This window comes from Sulfitobacter sp. S190 (assembly GCF_025141935.1).
Classification (GTDB): domain Bacteria; phylum Pseudomonadota; class Alphaproteobacteria; order Rhodobacterales; family Rhodobacteraceae; genus Sulfitobacter.
In genome coordinates this window covers 1,710,673-1,729,844 of the sequence record NZ_CP081120.1, presented here as the reverse complement: position 1 = coordinate 1,729,844, position 19,172 = coordinate 1,710,673, and the positions used below count along the sequence as shown (strand labels likewise).

At 59.6% G+C, this 19,172-nt stretch carries 19 protein-coding genes; 7 read left to right on the top strand and 12 right to left on the bottom strand.

Going from position 1 to position 19,172, the window contains the following annotated elements:
* Position 1 precedes the first annotated feature (1 nt).
* The 5 genes from K3756_RS08780 to K3756_RS08760 all read right to left on the bottom strand — a co-directional run bounded on the left by K3756_RS08780 (position 2) and on the right by K3756_RS08760 (position 4,974).
* Complete coding sequence (locus tag K3756_RS08780) at positions 2–1,228, bottom strand: multidrug effflux MFS transporter (RefSeq protein ID WP_409202430.1); 1,227 nt, start codon at positions 1,226–1,228, stop codon at positions 2–4.
* A gap of 99 nt (positions 1,229–1,327) precedes the next feature.
* Positions 1,328–1,726 (bottom strand): adenylyltransferase/cytidyltransferase family protein, encoded by a 399-nt coding sequence (locus tag K3756_RS08775; RefSeq protein ID WP_259993433.1) that lies wholly within the window; start codon positions 1,724–1,726, stop codon positions 1,328–1,330.
* The gene (locus K3756_RS08770) at positions 1,726–2,628 is read right to left on the bottom strand and encodes a LicD family protein (protein ID WP_259993432.1); all 903 of its coding nucleotides are present in this window, start codon (positions 2,626–2,628) and stop codon (positions 1,726–1,728) included. Before K3756_RS08770 ends, K3756_RS08775 begins: the two co-directional genes overlap by 1 nt.
* 93 nt (positions 2,629–2,721) lie before the next feature.
* Positions 2,722–3,366: a DsbA family protein gene (locus tag K3756_RS08765; RefSeq protein ID WP_259993431.1), complete on the bottom strand. Its 645-nt coding sequence runs from the start codon at positions 3,364–3,366 to the stop codon at positions 2,722–2,724.
* Positions 3,367–3,459: 93 nt separating this feature from the next.
* On the bottom strand, positions 3,460–4,974 hold the full coding sequence (locus tag K3756_RS08760) for a class I adenylate-forming enzyme family protein (protein WP_259993430.1): 1,515 nt from the start codon (positions 4,972–4,974) through the stop codon (positions 3,460–3,462).
* Between the two features lie 67 nt (positions 4,975–5,041).
* On the opposite strand from K3756_RS08760, the gene K3756_RS08755 reads away from it, so the two are divergent.
* The gene (locus tag K3756_RS08755) at positions 5,042–5,665 is read left to right on the top strand and encodes a helix-turn-helix domain-containing protein (RefSeq protein ID WP_259993429.1); all 624 of its coding nucleotides are present in this window, start codon (positions 5,042–5,044) and stop codon (positions 5,663–5,665) included.
* Here K3756_RS08755 and K3756_RS08750 read toward each other — a convergent pair.
* Together K3756_RS08750 and K3756_RS08745 are read right to left on the bottom strand one after the other, a co-directional pair.
* Positions 5,654–6,304 (bottom strand): MIP/aquaporin family protein, encoded by a 651-nt coding sequence (locus tag K3756_RS08750; protein ID WP_259993428.1) that lies wholly within the window; start codon positions 6,302–6,304, stop codon positions 5,654–5,656. The two genes, K3756_RS08755 and K3756_RS08750, sit on opposite strands and share 12 nt — an antisense overlap.
* 70 nt (positions 6,305–6,374) lie before the next feature.
* Positions 6,375–8,207: an extracellular solute-binding protein gene (locus K3756_RS08745; RefSeq protein ID WP_259993427.1), complete on the bottom strand. Its 1,833-nt coding sequence runs from the start codon at positions 8,205–8,207 to the stop codon at positions 6,375–6,377.
* A gap of 305 nt (positions 8,208–8,512) precedes the next feature.
* Here K3756_RS08745 and K3756_RS08740 point away from each other — a divergent pair, with 305 nt between their 5' ends.
* Both K3756_RS08740 and K3756_RS08735 read left to right on the top strand, forming a co-directional pair.
* Entirely contained in the window at positions 8,513–9,298 is a 786-nt protein-coding gene (locus tag K3756_RS08740) for a 3-hydroxybutyrate dehydrogenase (protein ID WP_259993426.1), read from the top strand.
* The gene (locus K3756_RS08735; RefSeq protein ID WP_259993424.1) at positions 9,298–10,329 is read left to right on the top strand and encodes a patatin-like phospholipase family protein; all 1,032 of its coding nucleotides are present in this window, start codon (positions 9,298–9,300) and stop codon (positions 10,327–10,329) included. Before K3756_RS08740 ends, K3756_RS08735 begins: the two co-directional genes overlap by 1 nt.
* 6 nt (positions 10,330–10,335) lie before the next feature.
* Here K3756_RS08735 and K3756_RS08730 read toward each other — a convergent pair whose 3' ends face one another.
* The 4 genes from K3756_RS08730 to K3756_RS08715 form a co-directional block, all read right to left on the bottom strand.
* Positions 10,336–11,076, bottom strand: coding sequence for a DUF502 domain-containing protein (locus K3756_RS08730; RefSeq protein WP_259993423.1), 741 nt, complete (start codon positions 11,074–11,076; stop codon positions 10,336–10,338).
* 104 nt (positions 11,077–11,180) lie between these two features.
* Positions 11,181–12,089: a pseudouridine-5'-phosphate glycosidase gene (locus K3756_RS08725; RefSeq protein ID WP_259993422.1), complete on the bottom strand. Its 909-nt coding sequence runs from the start codon at positions 12,087–12,089 to the stop codon at positions 11,181–11,183.
* Entirely contained in the window at positions 12,086–12,970 is an 885-nt protein-coding gene (locus K3756_RS08720; RefSeq protein ID WP_259993421.1) for a PfkB family carbohydrate kinase, read from the bottom strand. The genes K3756_RS08725 and K3756_RS08720 overlap by 4 nt, the downstream gene beginning before the upstream one ends.
* Positions 12,971–13,010: 40 nt before the next feature.
* Positions 13,011–13,838, bottom strand: a complete 828-nt coding sequence (locus K3756_RS08715; RefSeq protein ID WP_259993420.1) for a DUF4198 domain-containing protein — start codon at positions 13,836–13,838, stop codon at positions 13,011–13,013.
* Between K3756_RS08715 and K3756_RS08710 the strand changes: the two genes are divergently transcribed.
* A complete protein-coding gene (locus tag K3756_RS08710) occupies positions 13,837–14,958 on the top strand; it encodes a HupE/UreJ family protein (RefSeq protein WP_259993419.1) in 1,122 nt (373 codons plus the stop codon). The two genes, K3756_RS08715 and K3756_RS08710, sit on opposite strands and share 2 nt — an antisense overlap.
* A gap of 18 nt (positions 14,959–14,976) precedes the next feature.
* Here K3756_RS08710 and K3756_RS08705 read toward each other — a convergent pair whose 3' ends face one another.
* Positions 14,977–15,603, bottom strand: coding sequence for a thiamine phosphate synthase (locus K3756_RS08705; RefSeq protein ID WP_259993418.1), 627 nt, complete (start codon positions 15,601–15,603; stop codon positions 14,977–14,979).
* A gap of 116 nt (positions 15,604–15,719) precedes the next feature.
* Here K3756_RS08705 and K3756_RS08700 point away from each other — a divergent pair, with 116 nt between their 5' ends.
* The 3 genes from K3756_RS08700 to K3756_RS08690 are packed head-to-tail and all read left to right on the top strand — an operon-like array spanning position 15,720 to position 19,149.
* On the top strand, positions 15,720–16,466 hold the full coding sequence (locus K3756_RS08700; protein ID WP_259993417.1) for an RNA methyltransferase: 747 nt from the start codon (positions 15,720–15,722) through the stop codon (positions 16,464–16,466).
* Between the two features lie 56 nt (positions 16,467–16,522).
* Complete coding sequence (gene ctaA, locus K3756_RS08695; RefSeq protein WP_259993416.1) at positions 16,523–17,677, top strand: heme A synthase; 1,155 nt, start codon at positions 16,523–16,525, stop codon at positions 17,675–17,677.
* Positions 17,674–19,149 (top strand): carboxypeptidase M32, encoded by a 1,476-nt coding sequence (locus K3756_RS08690; RefSeq protein WP_259993415.1) that lies wholly within the window; start codon positions 17,674–17,676, stop codon positions 19,147–19,149. Before ctaA ends, K3756_RS08690 begins: the two co-directional genes overlap by 4 nt.
* Positions 19,150–19,172: the final 23 nt, after the last annotated feature.

Below are 19,172 nucleotides of genomic sequence, written 5' to 3'. Positions count from 1 at the left end.
ATCAGGCTTGGGCCGCCTCTAGGCGGCGTGCGGCGCGGCCCATCATAACCATCAGCACGAAGGCGGCGATTGCCAGCCCCAGCGCACCGGACACCAGCACCACGGGCGATGCCCCGAACACGGCACCCACAGGCGCCGAGATCATCGCCGCTCCGACGGTTGCTACGGCTCCGATCACGCTGGCCGCCATGCCCGCGATATGGCCCATAGGCTCCATCGCCAGCGCGTTGAGATTGCCGATCGTCAAACCCGCCTGAAAAAACATGCAGGTTTGCCAAACCACAAAGCAGATAAATCCATATGGTCCGGCCCCCAAATCAAAAAGCAGGAACCCACCCGAGAGCAGGATCTGAATTCCCAGCGCGGTGATGACCAGACGCTGCATGCCGAAACGCCCCACCAAGAGCGCGTTGAGCAAGCTCGCCGTACCTGCGATCAACGCGATCACACAGAACCAGTAGGGAAATTCGTCCCCGCGGTCGTACACTAGATCATAGATCGGCTGGACCAGCATCAAGGTCAGAAAAAGCATCGACATCGTGAGGGTCTGCACAAACATCGACAGGCGCACTACCGGATGTCTGAACATCTGGGACACGGCGGAAGTCATGAGGGCAAAGCGCAGGGGCCGCCGATCTTCTACGGCAAGAGTTTCGGGCAAGCGCACGGCCATCCAGATCGAGAAGATCGTCGCAAAGACGATGAAGGCAACGAAAATCCCGCGCCAGCCGACCTGATCGATAATGAATGCTCCCAGCAGCGGCGCGACGGCAGGGACCAGCGTGAAGATCATCATGACGATAGATGCAATCTTGGCCATCTGGCGGCCTTCGAAACGGTCCCTGATGACGGCCAACGCCACAACCCGCGGTCCGGCCGCCCCCAACCCCTGAACCAGTCGCGCGGCCAGCATGACTTCGAGTGTCTGGCTCATCCAGCCGACGAGAGCGCCAATGATATAGACGCCAGCCCCGGCAAGGATGACGCGTTTTCGACCGAAGGCATCTGAAATAGGACCGGTGAAAAACGTCCCCATACCCATACCCAGCAGAAACGCACTGAGGATCAGGGGCGCCTTTTCAAGCGCTGCAGGAGCCAGTTCGGCTCCTATTTCGGGCAGGGCGGGCAACATGGAATCGATGGAGAACGCGATGGAGGCAAACATCATCGCAATCAGGGCCACAAATTCTTTCCGGCCCATGCGGAATGGCTGTGGGTCTGCGGACACTGCGAACTCCGGGATCATCAAATACGATAGGCAACAGGGTCTGACCTAACCCAAGGTTGCGATGCAAACAATGCCCGATGTGATTTCGCGGCAGTCGGCTCAGCCGGTGCGTCGTTGCCGTGGTGCCAGGGCGCGTGCGGGTTGCGTGATGTAGCGGACTTCGGTCACATCGCCCAAATCGTCGAAACGACCCGTCCAATCGCTGCCCATCGCGAAGACGCAGACATCGTAATTTACAATATCGGTCCGCTTCTGGTTCCAGTCGTCCTCGGCGATCACACGGCTCACGAAACGGCAGCTTTCCAGCAGTCTGCGGCGGTCGGCATACGGCATGATAGGCGTTTGTCCTTTGGACCGCGCGAAAGCATCGGTGGAACATCCCACGATGAGTTCGGTTCCCAGACGAGACAATTGCCGCAAGAGATCCGACTGCGCGGGGCCCAACCCGTCAAAGGTTCCATAGGTGAGCACTGCACGCCCGTGGGGAAAATCAAACATCACTTCAACCCTTCAAGAAAGCGCGCAAATCTGTCGTTCGCGTCCGCCCATGGAAATTTGTACAATGGATCGGGTGTTTCCCACCCGGGCCCGTAATTTACGGCAAGCATGTCAGCGGGAGCCGCCGGCAGCGACTGGCCCGTCAGCGGGCAGGGCGCGAGCGGCAAAAGCTGTTCCTCGGAAAGCTCTCCGGCCGTATGCGGATAGACATAAGCCCGTCCGTCCTCGATCCACGCCGGAAACAAATCGATTTCAATCTTACCGGCGGGACGCAACTTATACAGTCCGGGCATATCATCGACCGTACGCTCAAGCAGACCGAGCGCGTCGAGCTTGTGCTCCATCCCCCGCCATTCCTCGGCGGCGGAAAGGGCGTCTGTTGACTTGAGCACCACCGCCAGATCGATATCGTCATCGTGATCAATCAGCCGCTTGTCGCGGACGACCCCAAGCAAGGTGCCGGAATTGAGAAACACGTCATATCCTGCATCGCCGAGTGCCTTCAGGTGTGTCTCGACCTTGGCCCAGATCGGGGCGTGATCGGTTTCCCCGAAACGGTGCGCGTGAAACCCGTGGTTGGTCAGGGCAAGCGGCGCGAGGTAGTCCGCGATGCGTTTTTCGAAAACCCCGAACTGCTCGAGGGTGCCGCTTTTCTCGTGACGCGTCCGCAGTTTTTGCATGTAACCGATCGCGCGCGCGTGCCGGAACTTCGCGATACAGGCAAACATGATTGCGGCCTCGAGCCACTCTTTCGACAGGGGCCGCAACGTGAGGTTTTGAACTTCGGTATAGTACTCGAACGGATCAAGACCGGTATCGCCCGTGGCAATTTCTGCCAAAGCAATCAGTCGCAATTCCGAAATACGCTTACGGATCGCCCATTTGGGCGTCTCATCTGTCACTGCCTGCACACCCGCTCAAGGTATTATTGAATGAGGCTTTTTGCCTCTTAACCAAGACAGTAGGGACAAACCGCGGGCGGGCAAAGCAAATTTTCAGCTTTCGCTCTCTGCCATCAATTCTGTGATAACTTGGCCCCACAATTCGGGCGGTTGTGCGCCGGGCACGGCATGGCGCCCACCAACGATGAAGGTCGGCACGGACGAGATACCCATTTCCCGGCTGTGCGCGTCACGGTCCCTGATCGCCTGAACGTCAGCGTCAGAGTGCAGCAAACGCGTGACGACAGAAGCGTCCATTTCGATACCGTCCGCGATGTCGGCAAGCACTTCGGCATCCCCGATGTCGCGGGTATCAACGAAGTAGGCTTTGAACAGGGCAGAGACAGCCGCGGTCTGTCGCCCTTCGATCCCCGCCCAATGGATCAGCCGATGGGCATCGAGCGTATTGGGCGTGCGCTTCATGCCCTCGAAATTAATTTTCAGGCCCGCTTTCTGGGCATTTTCCACCACCGGCGCATAGGCGCGCACGGCTCCTTCCTTGCCACCGAACTTGCCTTCGAGATAGGCACGGCGATCCATACCGCCACTTGGCATGTCGGGGTTCAGCTGAAAGGGGTGCCATTCGATCTGAAACGGGTGGTCGGGGTGTTGCGCGAGCGCGCGATCAAGATGCGCCTTGCCGATATAGCACCAGGGGCAGATTGGATCGGACATGATGTCGAGTTTTACGGATGGCATACAGACGTCGTCCCGTCTTTTGGAATGTTTCGTGTTGTGTGCGGGTTTTGCACCCGGAATGTAAAGACCGGTCGCAGTTTCGTGAGCGCGGGATCAGGCAGGGGGTGGCGCATAGGCGGCGAGCTTCTTGCGCAAGATCTTGTTGTTTGCCCCAACGGGCAGCGCATCAAGTCGCACGTACAATCGTGGTTGTTTGTAGCGGGCCAGTTTTTCCGCGACGAAGGCACGCAGGGCCACTTCGTCAAGGGGCTCCTTACTGGTGTAGAAAGCCGCAATCACGGTCGTATCGGCCTTTACGCTCACTTCAGCGCATCCCACGCCGGTCACCCCGGGATAGGTCGCTATGGCCTGCTCGACCTCGATGGGAGAGACCCGAAAACCGCCAGCGTTCATCATATCGTCTGCCCGCCCCAGATACCGGATATCGCCGGAACGCTCCATCACGCCCTGATCCCCGGTCAGGAACCAGTCGCCCTGCATCCGCGCAGCTGTCTCGTCTGGTGCATCAAGGTATCCAAGCATCAGGCCCGGATCGCTGCGGTGCACTGCAATCGTGCCCTCGGTGCCGCGTGGTACCGGGCCTTCGTCTCCCAGCAAGGCGACGATACGCCCAGGTTGCGGACGGCCCAGAGCGTCGCCAGCGGGCGGGTGAGCGGGGCTGGCCGACAGGAACGTGGAACACTCCGACATGCCATAGGCCTCGAAAATGGGTGTGCCCGTGACGTTTTGCCAACGGTCCCGCAGCCGCGAAGGCAGCTTTTCCCCAGCACTCAGGCCGTGACGCAGCGAAGGCATATCGGGCACATCAGACCCGGCCAAAAGCTGGCGGTAAACGCCCGGGGCTGCGGCAAAAATAGTCGCATCCTGTTGCGCAATCAACTCCGGCAAATCCGTAGCGGGCGTGCCCGCGGCAGGGATTAGCGCCTGCGCACCTAATGTCCACGGATCCATCAATCCGGTCCCGAGCGTATAGGTCCAGTTGAATGCACCGGCATGCAGGACCCGGTCTTCCGGCCCCATACCGTACCACCCGTCGAACATCATCTGCCGGGCCCATATCGCGCGATGAGCATGGACGACCGCACGGGGCTGGCCCGACGTGCCCGATGTATAGATAATATAGCCCGGCCTGTTCGGATCGCCCATGTGATACGCCGCAGGTGGCAGTGTGCGCATCTTCTGAACCTGCGCCAGTGGAACGATATTCGGGGCGTCAGGACAGGCGACAGAGGTATCCCGTACAATGATCTTCGGTTGCAGTGTCGCAATGATGTTGGCCGTTTCCGGCACCGTCAGCGCCGAGGACGTAGGCACTGGCACCAGACCGGCACTCAGCGCCGCGAGATAGACGATGGGAAAGTCCACGGTATTGCCCAAGCGCATGAGAACACGGTCACCGGGGCGCACCCCCAGTTGCGTCAATCCGGTAGCGGTGCCACGCACCGCCGCGATCAGATCCCCGTAGCGCCATATTTCACATGTATCACCGGACAAAATGCGCAGTGCGACGGCATCGGGAAAGTCAGCTCCACGGGCCAGAACATAGGCCGCCATGTTGAAAGGCGCAGGGCAAGCGGCGAAGCCACCGTGATCAAAAAGGGACTGCATGGGCCCAATCGCTACCGCGCCCGCAGGTTCGTTGCAAGGCGACACCGTGATCGCTATGACGTGGGACATGACTGATGACGCACCAAAATCCATGATCCAGATCGCCCGCGAAGACGGTGCGACGGGCACGGCACCTCCCGTCGATCTTGGGGCCCGCGTACGCGACTTGCGCAAAGCGCGCGGCTGGACGCTGGAACAGGCCGCGGGGCAGGCGGGTCTGGCCCGCTCGACGCTGTCGAAAATCGAAAACGGTCAGATGTCGCCCACCTACGACGCGCTCAAGAAACTGGCGACGGGGCTGGAAATTTCGGTACCCCAGCTTTTCACGCCCCCCGCGTCGGAGCAGATCAATGGGCGTATGGCTCTGACGAAATCGGGCGAGGGCACCGCGCAGGCAACGGCAACCTACGAGCATGAATTGCTCGCCGATACGCTGCGCAAGAAACAGATGTTGCCGTATCGCGCCCGTATTCGCGCGCGGCGCATGGAGGAATTCGATGGCTGGGTCCGGCACGATGGCGAAGAATTTCTGTTCGTTCTGACAGGGGTGATCCAGCTCTATACCGAGTTCTACGAACCCATTGAAATGCGGCGCGGCGACAGTGCGTACTACGATGCGGCGATGGGCCATAACGTCATATCCGTCAGTGACGAGGATGCGACGATCCTTTGGGTGACATCACTCGTCTAACAGCGGCTTCAGCGCCAGATGCGCGATCAGGACCGCCACGAACTGCATGACGATAAACATGGCGATGTGCCCTGCATAGATCCCTGCGAACGTGTCCGAAAACCCGCGGGCAAACGTAACGGCGGGGTTTGCAAAGCTGGTCGACGACGTGAACCAGTAAGCGCCGGTGATATAAAGCGCCACTAGTGTAGGAACGGCATCGGCACGCGCCCGCAATCCTCCGAAAATAACCAACAGCAGCCCGAGAGTTGCGAGTATTTCAGAAAACCACTGGGCCCCGCCGGTCCGGTGCATCGTCTGGCTGAGCTGCAATACAGGCAGATCGAACATCACATGTGCCGCCCAGACCCCCAGAACAGCGCCACTTACCTGGGCCGCGACATATGCCGCAAGGGCGGGTGGTTCCAACTCGCCGCGCAGCGCGAAGGCGAGGCTGACGGCCGGATTGAAATGCGCGCCCGAAATCGGGCCGAGCACGGTGATGATCACATAGAGCATACACCCCGTCGCGATCGCGTTTGCTAGCAAGGTCACCGCATCATTGCCTTGCGCGAGCGCGGCGCCCATGATGCCTGATCCGATCACAGAAATAAGCAGCATCGCCGTGCCAAGGCATTCAGCCCATATGCGCCTGATCATCGAGTAACCCTATAGTTTTTTGCAGTTCTTTTTTCAGCGCGTCAGGCGCGATGCGATCCCGTCGGACGGATCACTGGTTTGCATCCCACCACCATAGACCCGGCATCCAATCCGGGCCATCGCCATAGATCGGCAAGGTATCGGGATGCTGCATCTCGCGGGTATGCGCGATACGACCATCGGTATAGGCCCAGAAAGGGATCACATATCGTCCGGCCGTCAGTATCCGGTCGAGCGCACGCGTCGCGGCGACAAAATCCACGTTATCGCGCGCGCTGAGCATGGTGTCGACCATCGCGTCTATCGCATCCGATTTCACACCCATCAGGTTGCCGGTGCCGGCATCGTCGGCCGCGTCGATACCCCAGTAATATTTCTGCTCCGTACCGGGGCTGAGCGACAGGGACCGGCGGAACGTGGTCATATCGAAATCCAGCGTCTCGAGCCGTTTTGTCATCTGGGCGTTGTCGACCTGCTCGATTTCTGCATCAATGCCGAGGCGGTCCAGCGCCTGGATAAAGAGCGACGCAATCCGGTCCGACCCGTCGATATCGAGTCTGCTGCCCTTGGCAATCAGGATCTTGAAGCTGAGCGGCGTTCCGTCACCACGGCGCATCTTTCCGTCCTCTGCGGCATAGCCCGCAGCTTCGAGACGGTCCATTGCGGCGCGGATACCGGCGCGGTTGCGTGAACTGCCGTCGCCCTCGGGCAGGGTGTAGCCCTCGATGGTGTCAACCGGCAGAGTATCCTCGTAAGGCATCAGCAATTCGGCGACGCGCCCCTGTGCCGGACCAGGGCGCATCGCGAGAATGGAGTTCGAGAAATAGGAGGTGATGCGCGGCTGGGCACCCCCTGTCATCGTGTCGTTGATAAAGGCGAAGTTGAACGCGTGGATCATCGCATCCCGCACACGCCAGTCGTCAAACGGTGCCCTGCGCGAGTTCATGACAAAGCCGGTCATACCGGTGGGTTTCTGGTGGGGAACGACTGTCTTGACGATGTCGCCACGGGTGACGGCCGGAAAGTCATACTGGCTGTTCCACCGCTCCACGTTGAATTCGCGCACCGCGGAAATGGCGCCGGCCTTGAAGGCCTCCTGCAATGCCGTGCCATCGCCGTAGAAATCCAAGCGGATGCTGTCGAAATTATTCACACCCTGCCGGATCGGGACATCCGCGCCCCAATAGTCGGGATTGCGCGACAGCGTGACTTGGCGGCCCTGCTCGTAATCCGATATGACGTAAGGCCCGGTGCCCAGCGGCACATCCTGAAGCTTGGCTTCTGAAAAATCGCGCCCCTCCCACTGGGCCTTGGACAGGATGGGGCGCATCCCTGCAAGCAAAGCAAGTTCGCGATTGTCCGCGTTGAAGGTAAACCGGACTGTCCGGTTGTCCTTGGCCTCGATGGTTTCGATCTGATTATAGAGACCGTGATACCGTGGATGGCCTTCGGTGCCCAAAAGCTCGTAGCTGAAGATCACATCTTCGACCGTCACGGGCGTCCCGTCCGAGAACGCCGCATTTTCCCGCAGCGTGAATTCGACCCATGTTCTGTCAGGATCGGTTTCGACGGATTCGGCCAGCAGACCATAAAGCGTGAACGGTTCGTCCCAGCTGCGGCCCATCAACGATTCGTGCGTGAGGAACCGGAGCTGCCAGGGCACCGTACCCTTGAGGATGTAGGGGTTGAGGCTGTCAAATCCGCCGGTATTTCCCAAAGTGATGCTGCCACCAGTGGGCGCATCGGCATTGGCATAGGGCAGGGCCGCAAAATCTGCGGGAAGTGCCGGATCGCCGTACATTGCGATGCCATGGCTGGGTTCTGCCTGCGCAATCACGCCACATAGAATCAGTGAAGAAGTGGCGACAACTGCCCGCCTGATCTGGAAAAAATCTCTGCCCATTTTCGAAACAATCCTGCGCTGCCCTTGTTTTCTTGACATTAACTGTAACCACGCGGGAATTGCCAATTAAACTTTTAGCTTGGCTGATGGCGAGGAATTGCTTATAACAAAGTCACTGCTCGATAGGTTTCTTGCCTGTATGAAACCTGCCTCAATAACTTGACGCCCGCCTTGCGCGGGCGTTTTTTTTTGCCGCACGACCGTGGGTAAAGGGCGGAACCAATCAACTTCTTTGTGCATTTGCTTTCTAGCTGCAGCGCGGCATAGTCGGCGCAGCACATATTTACCCCAACAGGAGACTTTCCATGGCGCTTACCTACGATCTGTCCGGCAAGACCGCAGTCATCACCGGTTCAAATTCTGGCATTGGCCTGGGAATCGCGCAGGAGCTGGCGCAAGCCGGTGCGAATGTCGTGCTCAACTCCTTTACCGACCGCGAAGAAGACCACGCGCTTGCCAAGGAAATCAGCGATGTGACCGGGGTAGAGGCACGCTATATCAAGGCAGACATGTCTAAGGGCGAAGAGTGTCGCAAACTGATCGAAGATGCAGGTGCCTGCGATATCCTGATCAATAACGCCGGGATACAGCACGTCGCGGGAATTGAAGAGTTCCCTGTCGAAAAGTGGGATGCGATCATAGCGATCAATCTGAGTTCGGCCTTTCACACCACCGCTGCCGCACTGCCGATGATGCGCGACGCTGGCTGGGGGCGCGTGATCAATATCGCGTCGGCCCACGGGTTGACGGCATCCCCCTACAAATCAGCCTATATCGCGGCCAAGCACGGGATCGTCGGCCTGACGAAAACCACGGCACTGGAAACTGCCGAAGAACCCATCACGGCGAATGCGATCTGTCCGGGATATGTTCTGACGCCCTTGGTTGAATCGCAAATTCCCGACACGATGAAAGAGTACGACATGAACCGCGAGGACGTGATCAAGAACGTCATGCTCAAGCGCCAACCCTCGAAGGAATTTGCGACAACGGCCCAGATGGGTGGCACGGCCGCGTTTCTGTGCTCTCCGGCAGCGGACCAGATCACTGGCACCACGATCAGTGTCGACGGCGGCTGGACAGCCCTGTAATGGCAAAAAAACAAATTAATCTCGCGCTGCAGGGCGGCGGGGCACATGGTGCGTTCACTTGGGGCGTGCTTGATCGGCTGTTGCAAGAAGAAGATATCGAGGTTTGCGGCATATCCGGCACCTCGGCGGGGGCGCTGAACGGAGCCGCGCTGAAATCGGGGATGATCGTTGGAGGGCGTGAAGGCGCTCGTGAAAACCTCGATTGGCTTTGGACCCAAGTGGCCGGCATCACCGATCTGCGCATGGCAGACTGGATGGCGCCATTTGGGATCGGCACCCTGAGCAACCAGATTGAAATGTCGCCGCTGTTTGCGATTGCCGATACCATGAGCCGTGTGGCGTCGCCCTATGCCTACGGTCCAATGTACCGCAATCCGCTCGTCGATATCGTCAACAAATTCAACTACGACCGCGTGTGTGCCGCGACGAAGCCACTTTTCTATGTGGGCGCCACACGTGTGCGCAATGGCAAGGTCCGTGTGTTTGAGGGGGAAGAGATCGGCCCCGATGCGCTCATGGCCTCCGCGTGCCTGCCCACGGTGTTTCAGGCAGTCGAAATCGAAGACAGTCAAACCGGCCGGATCGAGGCGTTTTGGGATGGCGGATACACCGGCAACCCCGCGCTTTTCCCGCTTTACCGCGACGACCTGCCCGATGACATCGTCATCATCAACATCAATCCGCTCGAGCGGGACGAACTGCCCACCACACCGCAGCAAATCCAGAACAGGATCAACGAGATTAGCTTCAACTCCAGCCTGCTGCGCGAATTGCGGGCCATCGATTTTGTGCAGCGTCTGCTGGACGACGGCACAATGTCATCTGACCGGATGAACCGTGTCCGTATCCACATGATTGCGGATGACGATCTGATGGCGCAGTTGTCTGCGGCGACGAAACTGATCCCGAATGCCAAGATCATATCGACCCTGAAATCGGCCGGTCACGCCGCGGCGGAGCATTTTTTGCGCGAAAGTATCGATATGGTTGGCAAGCAAAGCAGCATTAATCTGCGCGAGATGTTTGTCTGACGCGGTTCAGGCCCTGTCGCGGAGATCTGCGATGGGGGCTTCGCCGTCCTCGACCGCCTTTTGGTTCGGATAGACGAGCCCCGCCGAAATAACCAGCTTGGCGGCATCTTCTACGGACATGTCCAACTCGATCACGTCACGTGCGGGCAGAAACAGCAAAAAACCGGATGTGGGGTTTGGTGTGGTGGGCAGGAAAATCGACATCATGTCGCCATCCGCTTCGGATTTGGCCGCGATTTCCGCCTTGGCGTTTGTAGAGACAAAACCGATGGCCCAGATGCCCTTGCGCGGGTACTGGATCAAACAGGCCGTCTCGAAGCTCCGTTCTTTTTGCGCAAAAATCGTTTCCGAGATCTGTTTGATGCCGGAATAGATCGAGCGGACAACCGGTGTCCGTTCCACAAGGCTTTCTGCGAACCGGATAAAGGACCGGCCGATCAATCCTTTCGCCATCCAGCCGACGATGATCGTGAACAGCAGGAATATCACGACCCCGATACCGCGCACGTTGATCTGCACGGAAGGGTCGAGCCCCAGCAGGTTCTGGATCAGGATGTCGGGCTGATAGGCACGCGGCACCAATGGCAGCACAAAACCGTCAATCCACCCCACAACCGACCAGATGAGCCAGATCGTCAATCCGACGGGCGCAATGACCACCAGACCCGTGAGGAAATTCGCCCGCATGCGCGCGATAAGGCCGCGGCGGGGTACGGCGACGGGATCGGGGTCGAACGGCGTGGTCATTGAAGGGATCAGATCCGAATAAGGCAGCGTTGCACCATAGCTAAGGCCTGATCGGGCCAGTCACAATGGCCCATGAGCTGCAAAAGCCCCCCTAAGTGCCAATTTTAAATGAGATTTTGGGCAATCTGCGCCGCCAGACGGGCATTGTTGCGCACCAATGCGATATTCGCGGTGAGCGACCGGCCATCGGTCAACTCGAATATGCGCTGAAGCAAATAGGGTGTGACGCCCTTGCCGGTGATCCCTGCCGCGTCGGCATCATGTTGTGCCTGCGTGATGATGGGGGCCAGTTCCGTCGCCGCGATCTCATCGGCGGACGGGATCGGGTTGGCCACCAACTGACCTCCGGGCAGCCCCATTGCGCGCCGCATTTTATGGGCCGCAGCGATCTGCGCGGGATCATCCATTCTCAGAGGCGCCTTCAACCGCGAGCCACGCGACCAGAACGCCGGGAAGGCATCTTGCCCGACGGCAATAACCGGCACACCTTGGGTTTCAAGCACTTCGAGCGTCTTTGCCACATCCAGGATTGCCTTGGCCCCAGCGGCGACAACCGTCACGGAGGTTTGCGCCAGTTCCATAAGGTCGGCAGAGATGTCAAAACTGTCCTCGGCCCCTTTGTGCACACCGCCGATGCCACCTGTCGCGAAAACCGAAATTCCCGCAAGGTTTGCTGCGATCATCGTCGCGGCGACGGTCGTCGCTCCTGTGCCATGTGTTGCGATGCAGGCGGCCATATCCGCGCGGCTGAGCTTGGCGACGTTTTTGGCCTGCGCCAGCGTTTCGAGCTGGGTGTCTTCCAGTCCGATACACAAGGTCCCGTCAATAACCGCAATGGTCGCGGGCGTTGCACCGGCATCACGAATGTCCTGTTCGACCTGCCGCGCCACTTCGAGGTTTTGCGGATAGGGCATGCCGTGGGTGATGATCGTGCTCTCCAGCGCGACGATGGCAGAGCCGGTTTCGAGCGCGCGTGTCACTTCGTCAGAGCGGACAAGGGGCAGGGTCGTCATATTTTTGTTTCTCCTGAAACATAGAGTGCTGCGGCGGCAAGTGCATCGTCCAGCGCCGCATCTGGTGTCAGGCCGCGCAGTTCAGCCGCGATATGGGCCGCCATGAATGTGTCGCCGGCGCCGGTCACGCGGGTGACGGCCACGGGCGGCGGGTCCTGAGTGATGAGACGGGTACCGTCGGCGACGGTGGCAGGCTGTCCGCCATTGGTGACAACCGCCCGTGCGGCCCCGCGCGCCAGCAACGTGGCCGCCGCCGCATCCGAAGTGTCAAAATGCGTTTGGCACAGCAGTCCCGCTTCTTCGAGATTTACGTACAGCGTGCCACGACCGTGTTGCAGAAAGGGGCTCAGCCGCAACGCCTTACCCGGAGAAGCCGGAGCGACCCGCAAATCTGCATGCGCCAACAGCGGGCTGGTCGCCATAATGGACAGCAGATCGAGTGTCAGGTTCCCGTCAAGCGCCACGGCCCCCTCATAGGGTTGCGCCAAAGCGCCTTCGGATAGCGGGCGCAAGATTTTGTCTCCCGCCGCTTCGAGCGAATGGGCATCGGCGATCGCCGCGATAAGACCATTCGGCGCCTCGATCGCCATGTATTGATCTGTCGGCAGATCGTCCGAGCGATAGATGAGATCGGTCATCAGGCCACGGGCCTTGCAGGCCGTAATGAGCTCGTCTCCCTCGACGTCCCGCCCAACGGCGCTGAGCAGTGCGGGCGTCAGTCCGAACCGCTTGAGCGCCATCGCGATATTGAGCGCCACGCCACCGGGCAAACGCGTGATCCGCCCCGGCATATCGGAGCCTTGCCGCATGGGAGTGTCGCCACGGCCAATCACGTCCCAGAGGACGGAACCGATGCACAGGATATCAGGTGTCTGGATCATGGCCCGCTTGTGACCCACCGCTCGAGGCATGGCAAGAGGATCAATCCTGCGCAGGCACCGCAAACGTCAAAGCGGCCCAAAGTGTTTCCCATACGGGACCCGCATCCACAGTTTTGGCATCTGCGGCAGGGCGTAGTACGACCGCATCAAACAGATATTCCATGCCGGGTTTTACCGGCACCTCCGCGCGACCGGCGGCATCGGTCCTGACGATGCTCACGACAGCTTCGCCATCGTCACCGGTCGGTTTCTCGTATACTTCGATCTGTGCGTCGGCCCGGGGGGCACCCTCGTAGAAAAGTGCGACCTCCATCACACCGTCGAAACCTGCGTCATACGGGTTGTCGAGCGCCACAAATTCGGTCGCCAACCCCAAAGCACGGTCCATGCCGGCACCGTCGCCAACGGCAATGAGCGACTTCGAATGGCGCGTGTAGGTTTCCTTGAAATTTTCCTTCGCCCATCCGCGTGCTTCGTGATCGCTTGCGGCATCGCTGAAGTCCTTGTGATCGGCGAATTTAAGGAATTTTTCCCACGTCTTGTAGGTGATCTGGTTGGGTGCGGCCTCGTGCACCGCGATCAGCAGGCCGTCCTGCGCTGGCGCATCGATCGCGATCGCCGGACGGTCGCCCATGCGACCCTCGACCGGAATAACCCTGTCGCCCATGACAATTTCTATCCGTGTGTTTCTGTTCGGAAAGAAAGACTGGCGAATACCGCGAAATTTCTCGCCATTGCGCAGATCCGCCTCGAAAGCCGCGTTACTTTCGACTTGATACTTTGACGGTTCGATCCAAAACTCATGCGCAGCGGCGGTCTCGGCGATGGCCATCACCCCGACCACGGCGAAAAGGTATCGTAATTTCATGTATCTGTCTCTCTTCAAGCTGATCCTAAGGCTGACGCTGGCGCTGGTTTTGTCAAGCACAGTCGCACGCGCGCACGAAGTTGTGCCGACCATCGTGGACGTTGCGCGCGTCAACGGCGCAATCGAATTGGACATGCGGCTCAATCTCGAGGCATTTCTTGCCAATGTCGATCTCGACGGTCTTGAAAACACCGACGACACGCCACAGGCGGCAGATTATGACGCCCTGCGCGCGCTGCCTTCCCAAGATATTGCACAACGCGCACCGCAGCTGTTGGAGCGGTGGAACGCTGTGCCATTGGTGCAAGTCGATGGCGCGCCCGTCACTTTACAAAGTGGCGACATCACGATTCCGGACGATATAGGCGACGAACTGCCGCGTATTGCGGAGTGGTCATTGCGCGCCCAAGTCCCGGATGGCAACGCGCTGGTCATCAACTGGCCCGCGGGTGGCGGTGATCTGATCATGCGCCAGCAGGGTGTCGATGATCCCTTTACCGGCCTTGTTTCCGGCGGTGGGTCCAGCCCCGAAATCAGTTTCTCGGGTGGGGGTGCCCAAGGTGCTTTCAGCACATTTGTCGACTACATTCCCGTCGGTTTCGACCACATCCTGCCAAAAGGCCTTGACCATATCCTGTTCGTGCTGGGGCTGTTTTTTCTGTCGACGCATTTGCGCCCGCTGGTCTGGCAGGTGTCCGCGTTCACGCTTGCGCATACTGTGACGCTGGCGCTGGGGGCGCTGGGGCTCGTCAACGTGCCGGGCAGCATCGTGGAGCCGCTGATTGCCGCCTCCATCGTCTTTGTCGCGGTCGAAAACATTTTTGCCAAAGGGCTCACGCCCTGGCGACCGGTCATTATCTTCGGTTTCGGTCTGCTGCACGGGCTAGGCTTTGCGTCTGTGCTGGGCGAGTTTGGACTGCCGCAGGAACAGTTCATTCCTGCGCTGATCGGGTTCAACATTGGCGTAGAGTTGGGTCAGCTGACGGTGATCGGCATTGCGTTCGCACTTGTGGGGTGGGCGATCCGGAAAACGTGGTACCGACAGGCCATCGCGATCCCCGCGTCCTGCAGCATCGCCGCGATCGGTGCCTATTGGGTAATCGAGCGGACGCTGCTCTAACGCCGGGTGGTCAATGGTTTACCCAACCGACGCCCATAATGTAGCAAGGGCCGCGGCAGGATCTTCTTGCGTCCAGATTTCCTCACCGACGCCGAAAAAGTCGGTCATGGCGGATAGGCGCGCGATGTGGTCGGCATCCAGCGCGCCTTCGGCCACGCAAGGGATCTCGATCATCTGCGACCACCATTCGAAAACGTCCGTCTCCGCATGCGATCCGTCGTCGAGCACCGACGGTCGCACCGGACCAAACGCCACATAATCGGCGCCAGCTTCGCCCGCGGACATCCCGTCGTGCCGCGATCCGGCACAGAAGCTTCCGACGATAGCGTCGTCGCCCAGCGTTTTGCGTGCGTGCCGCACCGAGCGGGCCGCATCACTCAGATGGACACCATCGAGGCCAAGCCGCTCCGCCAGCAGGACGTGATCGTTTATCACCAAAGCAACATCACGCGCATCAGTGACAGTACGCAATGTGTCGGCGGCACGCGACAGCCTGTCCTCGTCACGCGTGGCGAGCGCAAGACGGACACACGCGGCAGGATGGGCGTCCAGAACCCGTGCGAGAACGTCGGGAAATGTATTCAGTTCAAATTCGGGTGGCGTGATCAGGTACAGCTGCGGCTGCTGGGGCGCATCGTCTTGCATGGGGCGGTCCTTTGGCGGTCTTTGGCGCCGTGACTATCTCAAAGCGGGGCGAATGGAAATGATTTCGGCACCCCGGCGCATTGGCAAGGCGCGGGCAGGGCGCTAAGAGGGCGATTATGACACCGCTTCCGCCTCCCACACCCGCAATCGTCCTCGTCCGCCCGCAAATGGGTGAAAACATCGGAGCGGCAGCCCGCGCCATGTTGAATTTCGGGCTGGACCATATGCGCATCGTGGCCCCCCGCGATGGTTGGCCGAACCCTGCGGCTGTCGCGATGGCGTCGGGCGCGGGCAGGGTGCTCGATGCGGCCTTGGTGGCCAGCGATGTCTCGGCCGCCGTCAAGGATTGCAGCTTTGTTCTTGCGACAACCGCCCGCAGCCGCGATCTGACCAAACCTGTCTACACTCCTGAAGCGGCCATGGCACTTGCCCGCGAGAAGATTGCCGCCGGTGAGCGTGTCGGCGTGCTTTTTGGCCCCGAACGCGCAGGGCTGGAAAATGACGACATCGCAAGGGCAAATGCAATCGTATCAGTACCTGTCAATCCTGAATTCGCCTCTCTCAATCTGGCGCAATGCGTTTTGCTGATGGGGTACGAGTGGCGTCGCCAGCAGTCGAACCAACCCGCGATCGTCGATGAAATGGCCGGAACAGACTGGGCCCAGCATTCCGAGATAGAACATCTTGCCAAACACTACGAAGACCGGTTGGACGAGGCCGGTTTCTTCTTTCCCGACCACAAGGCCCAATCGATGAAGACCAACCTGCGCAACATGTGGAGCAGGCTTCCTTTGACGCGTGCAGACGTGCAAATGCTGCACGGTACGTTGCGGCAGATGGTCCGATGGAAGGAACGCGGCTAGACCCTTGGCCGCGTTGGCATTACCTGACAGGGTAACACAGAAAGACGGAGGGTATCATGGCCGGTAATCGCAAGCTTTTCGAAGAGGTCGGGGCTCAGACATCGACGCGGCCCGTCGCAACAAAAGGCGTGATTGACGCAGGTCGGCGGGGCGCGCGCGGAGCGATCCGCGTTTGGTTGATGGTTCTGTTTGCCCTTGTCTTTTTAATGATCCTCGTGGGCGGAGCGACCCGTCTCACCGACAGCGGCCTTTCAATCACCGAATGGCGCCCGATCACCGGTGCGTTGCCCCCGATGACCACCGCCGATTGGGAAAGCGAATTCGCCAAGTATCAGGAGATCGACGAGTTCCGGCTCCAGAACCAATGGATGGAGCTTTCTGATTTCAAGGTGATCTATTGGTGGGAATGGGGTCATCGTCAACTCGGCAGGGTGATCGGTCTGGTGTGGGGGCTTGGATTCTTGTGGTTTCTGTTGCGCCGCCAGATCCCGACAGGCTGGACACCGCGGTTGCTGCTTCTTGGTGGTCTGGGCGGCCTTCAGGGCGCGATCGGGTGGTGGATGGTGTCGTCCGGCGTCACATCCGGCACAGCGACCACCGATGTTGTGAGCACCCGTTTGGCCACCCACCTCGGACTGGCTTTCGTGATCCTGGGCTTTATCACCTGGTACGTTCTCAGCCTCGGCCGTACGGAGCGGGATCTGATGCAGGCGCGGCGGGCCAAGGATGGCAAGCTTTTCGGCTTGTCGACAGGCCTGCTGCATTTCACATTTCTGCAGATACTCATCGGGGCCTTGGTGGCGGGAATTGATGCGGGTCGCACCTTTACGGATTGGCCGCTCATGGCGGGACGCTTCTTTCCGCCCAATGCATTTGCGATTGAACCGCTGTGGAAAAACTTCATCGAAAACCCCGGCCTTGTGCAGTTCAGTCACCGCATGACGGGGTATGCGCTCTATGCTTTCGCGATTGTCGTTTGGCTACGGGGCCGTAAATCGCCGCACCCGAACACGCGCTTTGCCTTCAATGCCGTATTCGCGGCAATCACACTTCAGATCGTGCTTGGCGTGACGACTGTCCTCTACGAGGCCGTGCTGCCCGTGGCGCTGATGCATCAGGGTTTGGCCGTCCTGTGCTGGGTCCTGATCCTGCGGGCGCGTCATTTGTCGCTCTATCCCATTTCAACATCGCTCAGAGGAGCTTCTGCATGACCGCCTACGATGATCTCATGGCTTTTACCCGTGACACCCAAGCCCTGTCGCAGGTTGCCGGAAGGCTGGGGTGGGATCAGGAAACGATGATGCCGCGCGGCGCCGCACCCCAACGTGCCGAGGAAATGGCCGCGATGGAGGCGGTGCTTCATGCGCGCCGGATGGACCCGCGTGTGGGCGAGTGGATCGAACTGATTGATGACGCGGCGCTCGATGACGTTGGCCGCGCGAACCTGCGCCACATACGTCGCAGTTTCGACCGGGCGACCAAGGTGCCCGCAACCTTGGCAACACGAATTGCGCGCCTGACGTCCGAGGCGCAGGGCGTCTGGGCCGAAGCGCGTGCCGCCGATGATTTCTCGGCGTTTGCGCCCACCTTGGCCGAAGTCATCATGCTCAAGCGCGAAGAAGGTCTTGCGCTGGCTGCAGGCGGCGACGTCTATGACGCAATGCTGGCCGATTATGAACCCGGCACGACAGGCGGCGATCTGGAGGCGATGTTTGGCGCGATGCGTCCTGTGCTCACCGAATTGCGCGCAGCCGTGCGCGAGGCCGAAGCACCCCCGAAGCTGGATGCAGAATTCGACGAGGGCGCACAGATGAAGCTGACGCGTCTGTTGGCCAAGACGTTTGGATACGACATGAGCAGGGGTCGTGTCGACAAAGCGGTGCATCCGTTTTCGAGCGGGTCCGGCAATGATGTGAGGATTACAACCCGAACAAGCCCCCGCGACCCCTTCAACTGCTTCTATTCGACCATCCACGAGGTCGGCCACGCCGCCTATGAGCAAAACATCGACCAGTCATTCCTGCTGACCCCTCTGGGCAGCGGCGTGTCGATGGGTGTGCACGAGAGCCAAAGCCGCATTTACGAGAACCAGATCGGGCGCAGCCGCGCCTTTACCGGTTGGCTGTATGAGCAGATGCTAGAGGCTTTCGGCGACTTTGGTGTCCCGGACGCAGACACGTTTTACCGTATCGTCAATCGCGTCAACGATGGCTTTATCCGCACCGAGGCCGATGAGCTGCAATATAACCTGCACGTTCTTTTACGGTTTGATCTGGAGCGGGCACTCATGTCGGGTGATCTGCAGGTCAGCGCGCTTGAAGCCGCCTGGAACGACCGGTTTGCCGCTGACTTCGGATATGCCGTGGACAAGCCTTCAAATGGCGTGTTGCAGGATGTGCATTGGTCGGTTGGTCTTTTCGGATATTTCCCGACCTACAGCCTCGGCAATCTCTACGCCGGTTGTCTGAACGATGCGATGCGCAAGGCGTTGCCCGATCTGGATACAGCATTGGCCAAAGGCGATACGACACCCGCCACACAGTGGCTGCACCAGAATGTGCAGACCCACGGCGGTCTGTACGAGCCGCGTGACGTAATTAAACGCGCCAGCGGGTACGCCCCGGACGAACAGCCGATGCTGGGCTATTTGCGCAATAAATTCAGCGACATCTACAGCCTCTGACCGGACCCTTAGGTCATTCGGCT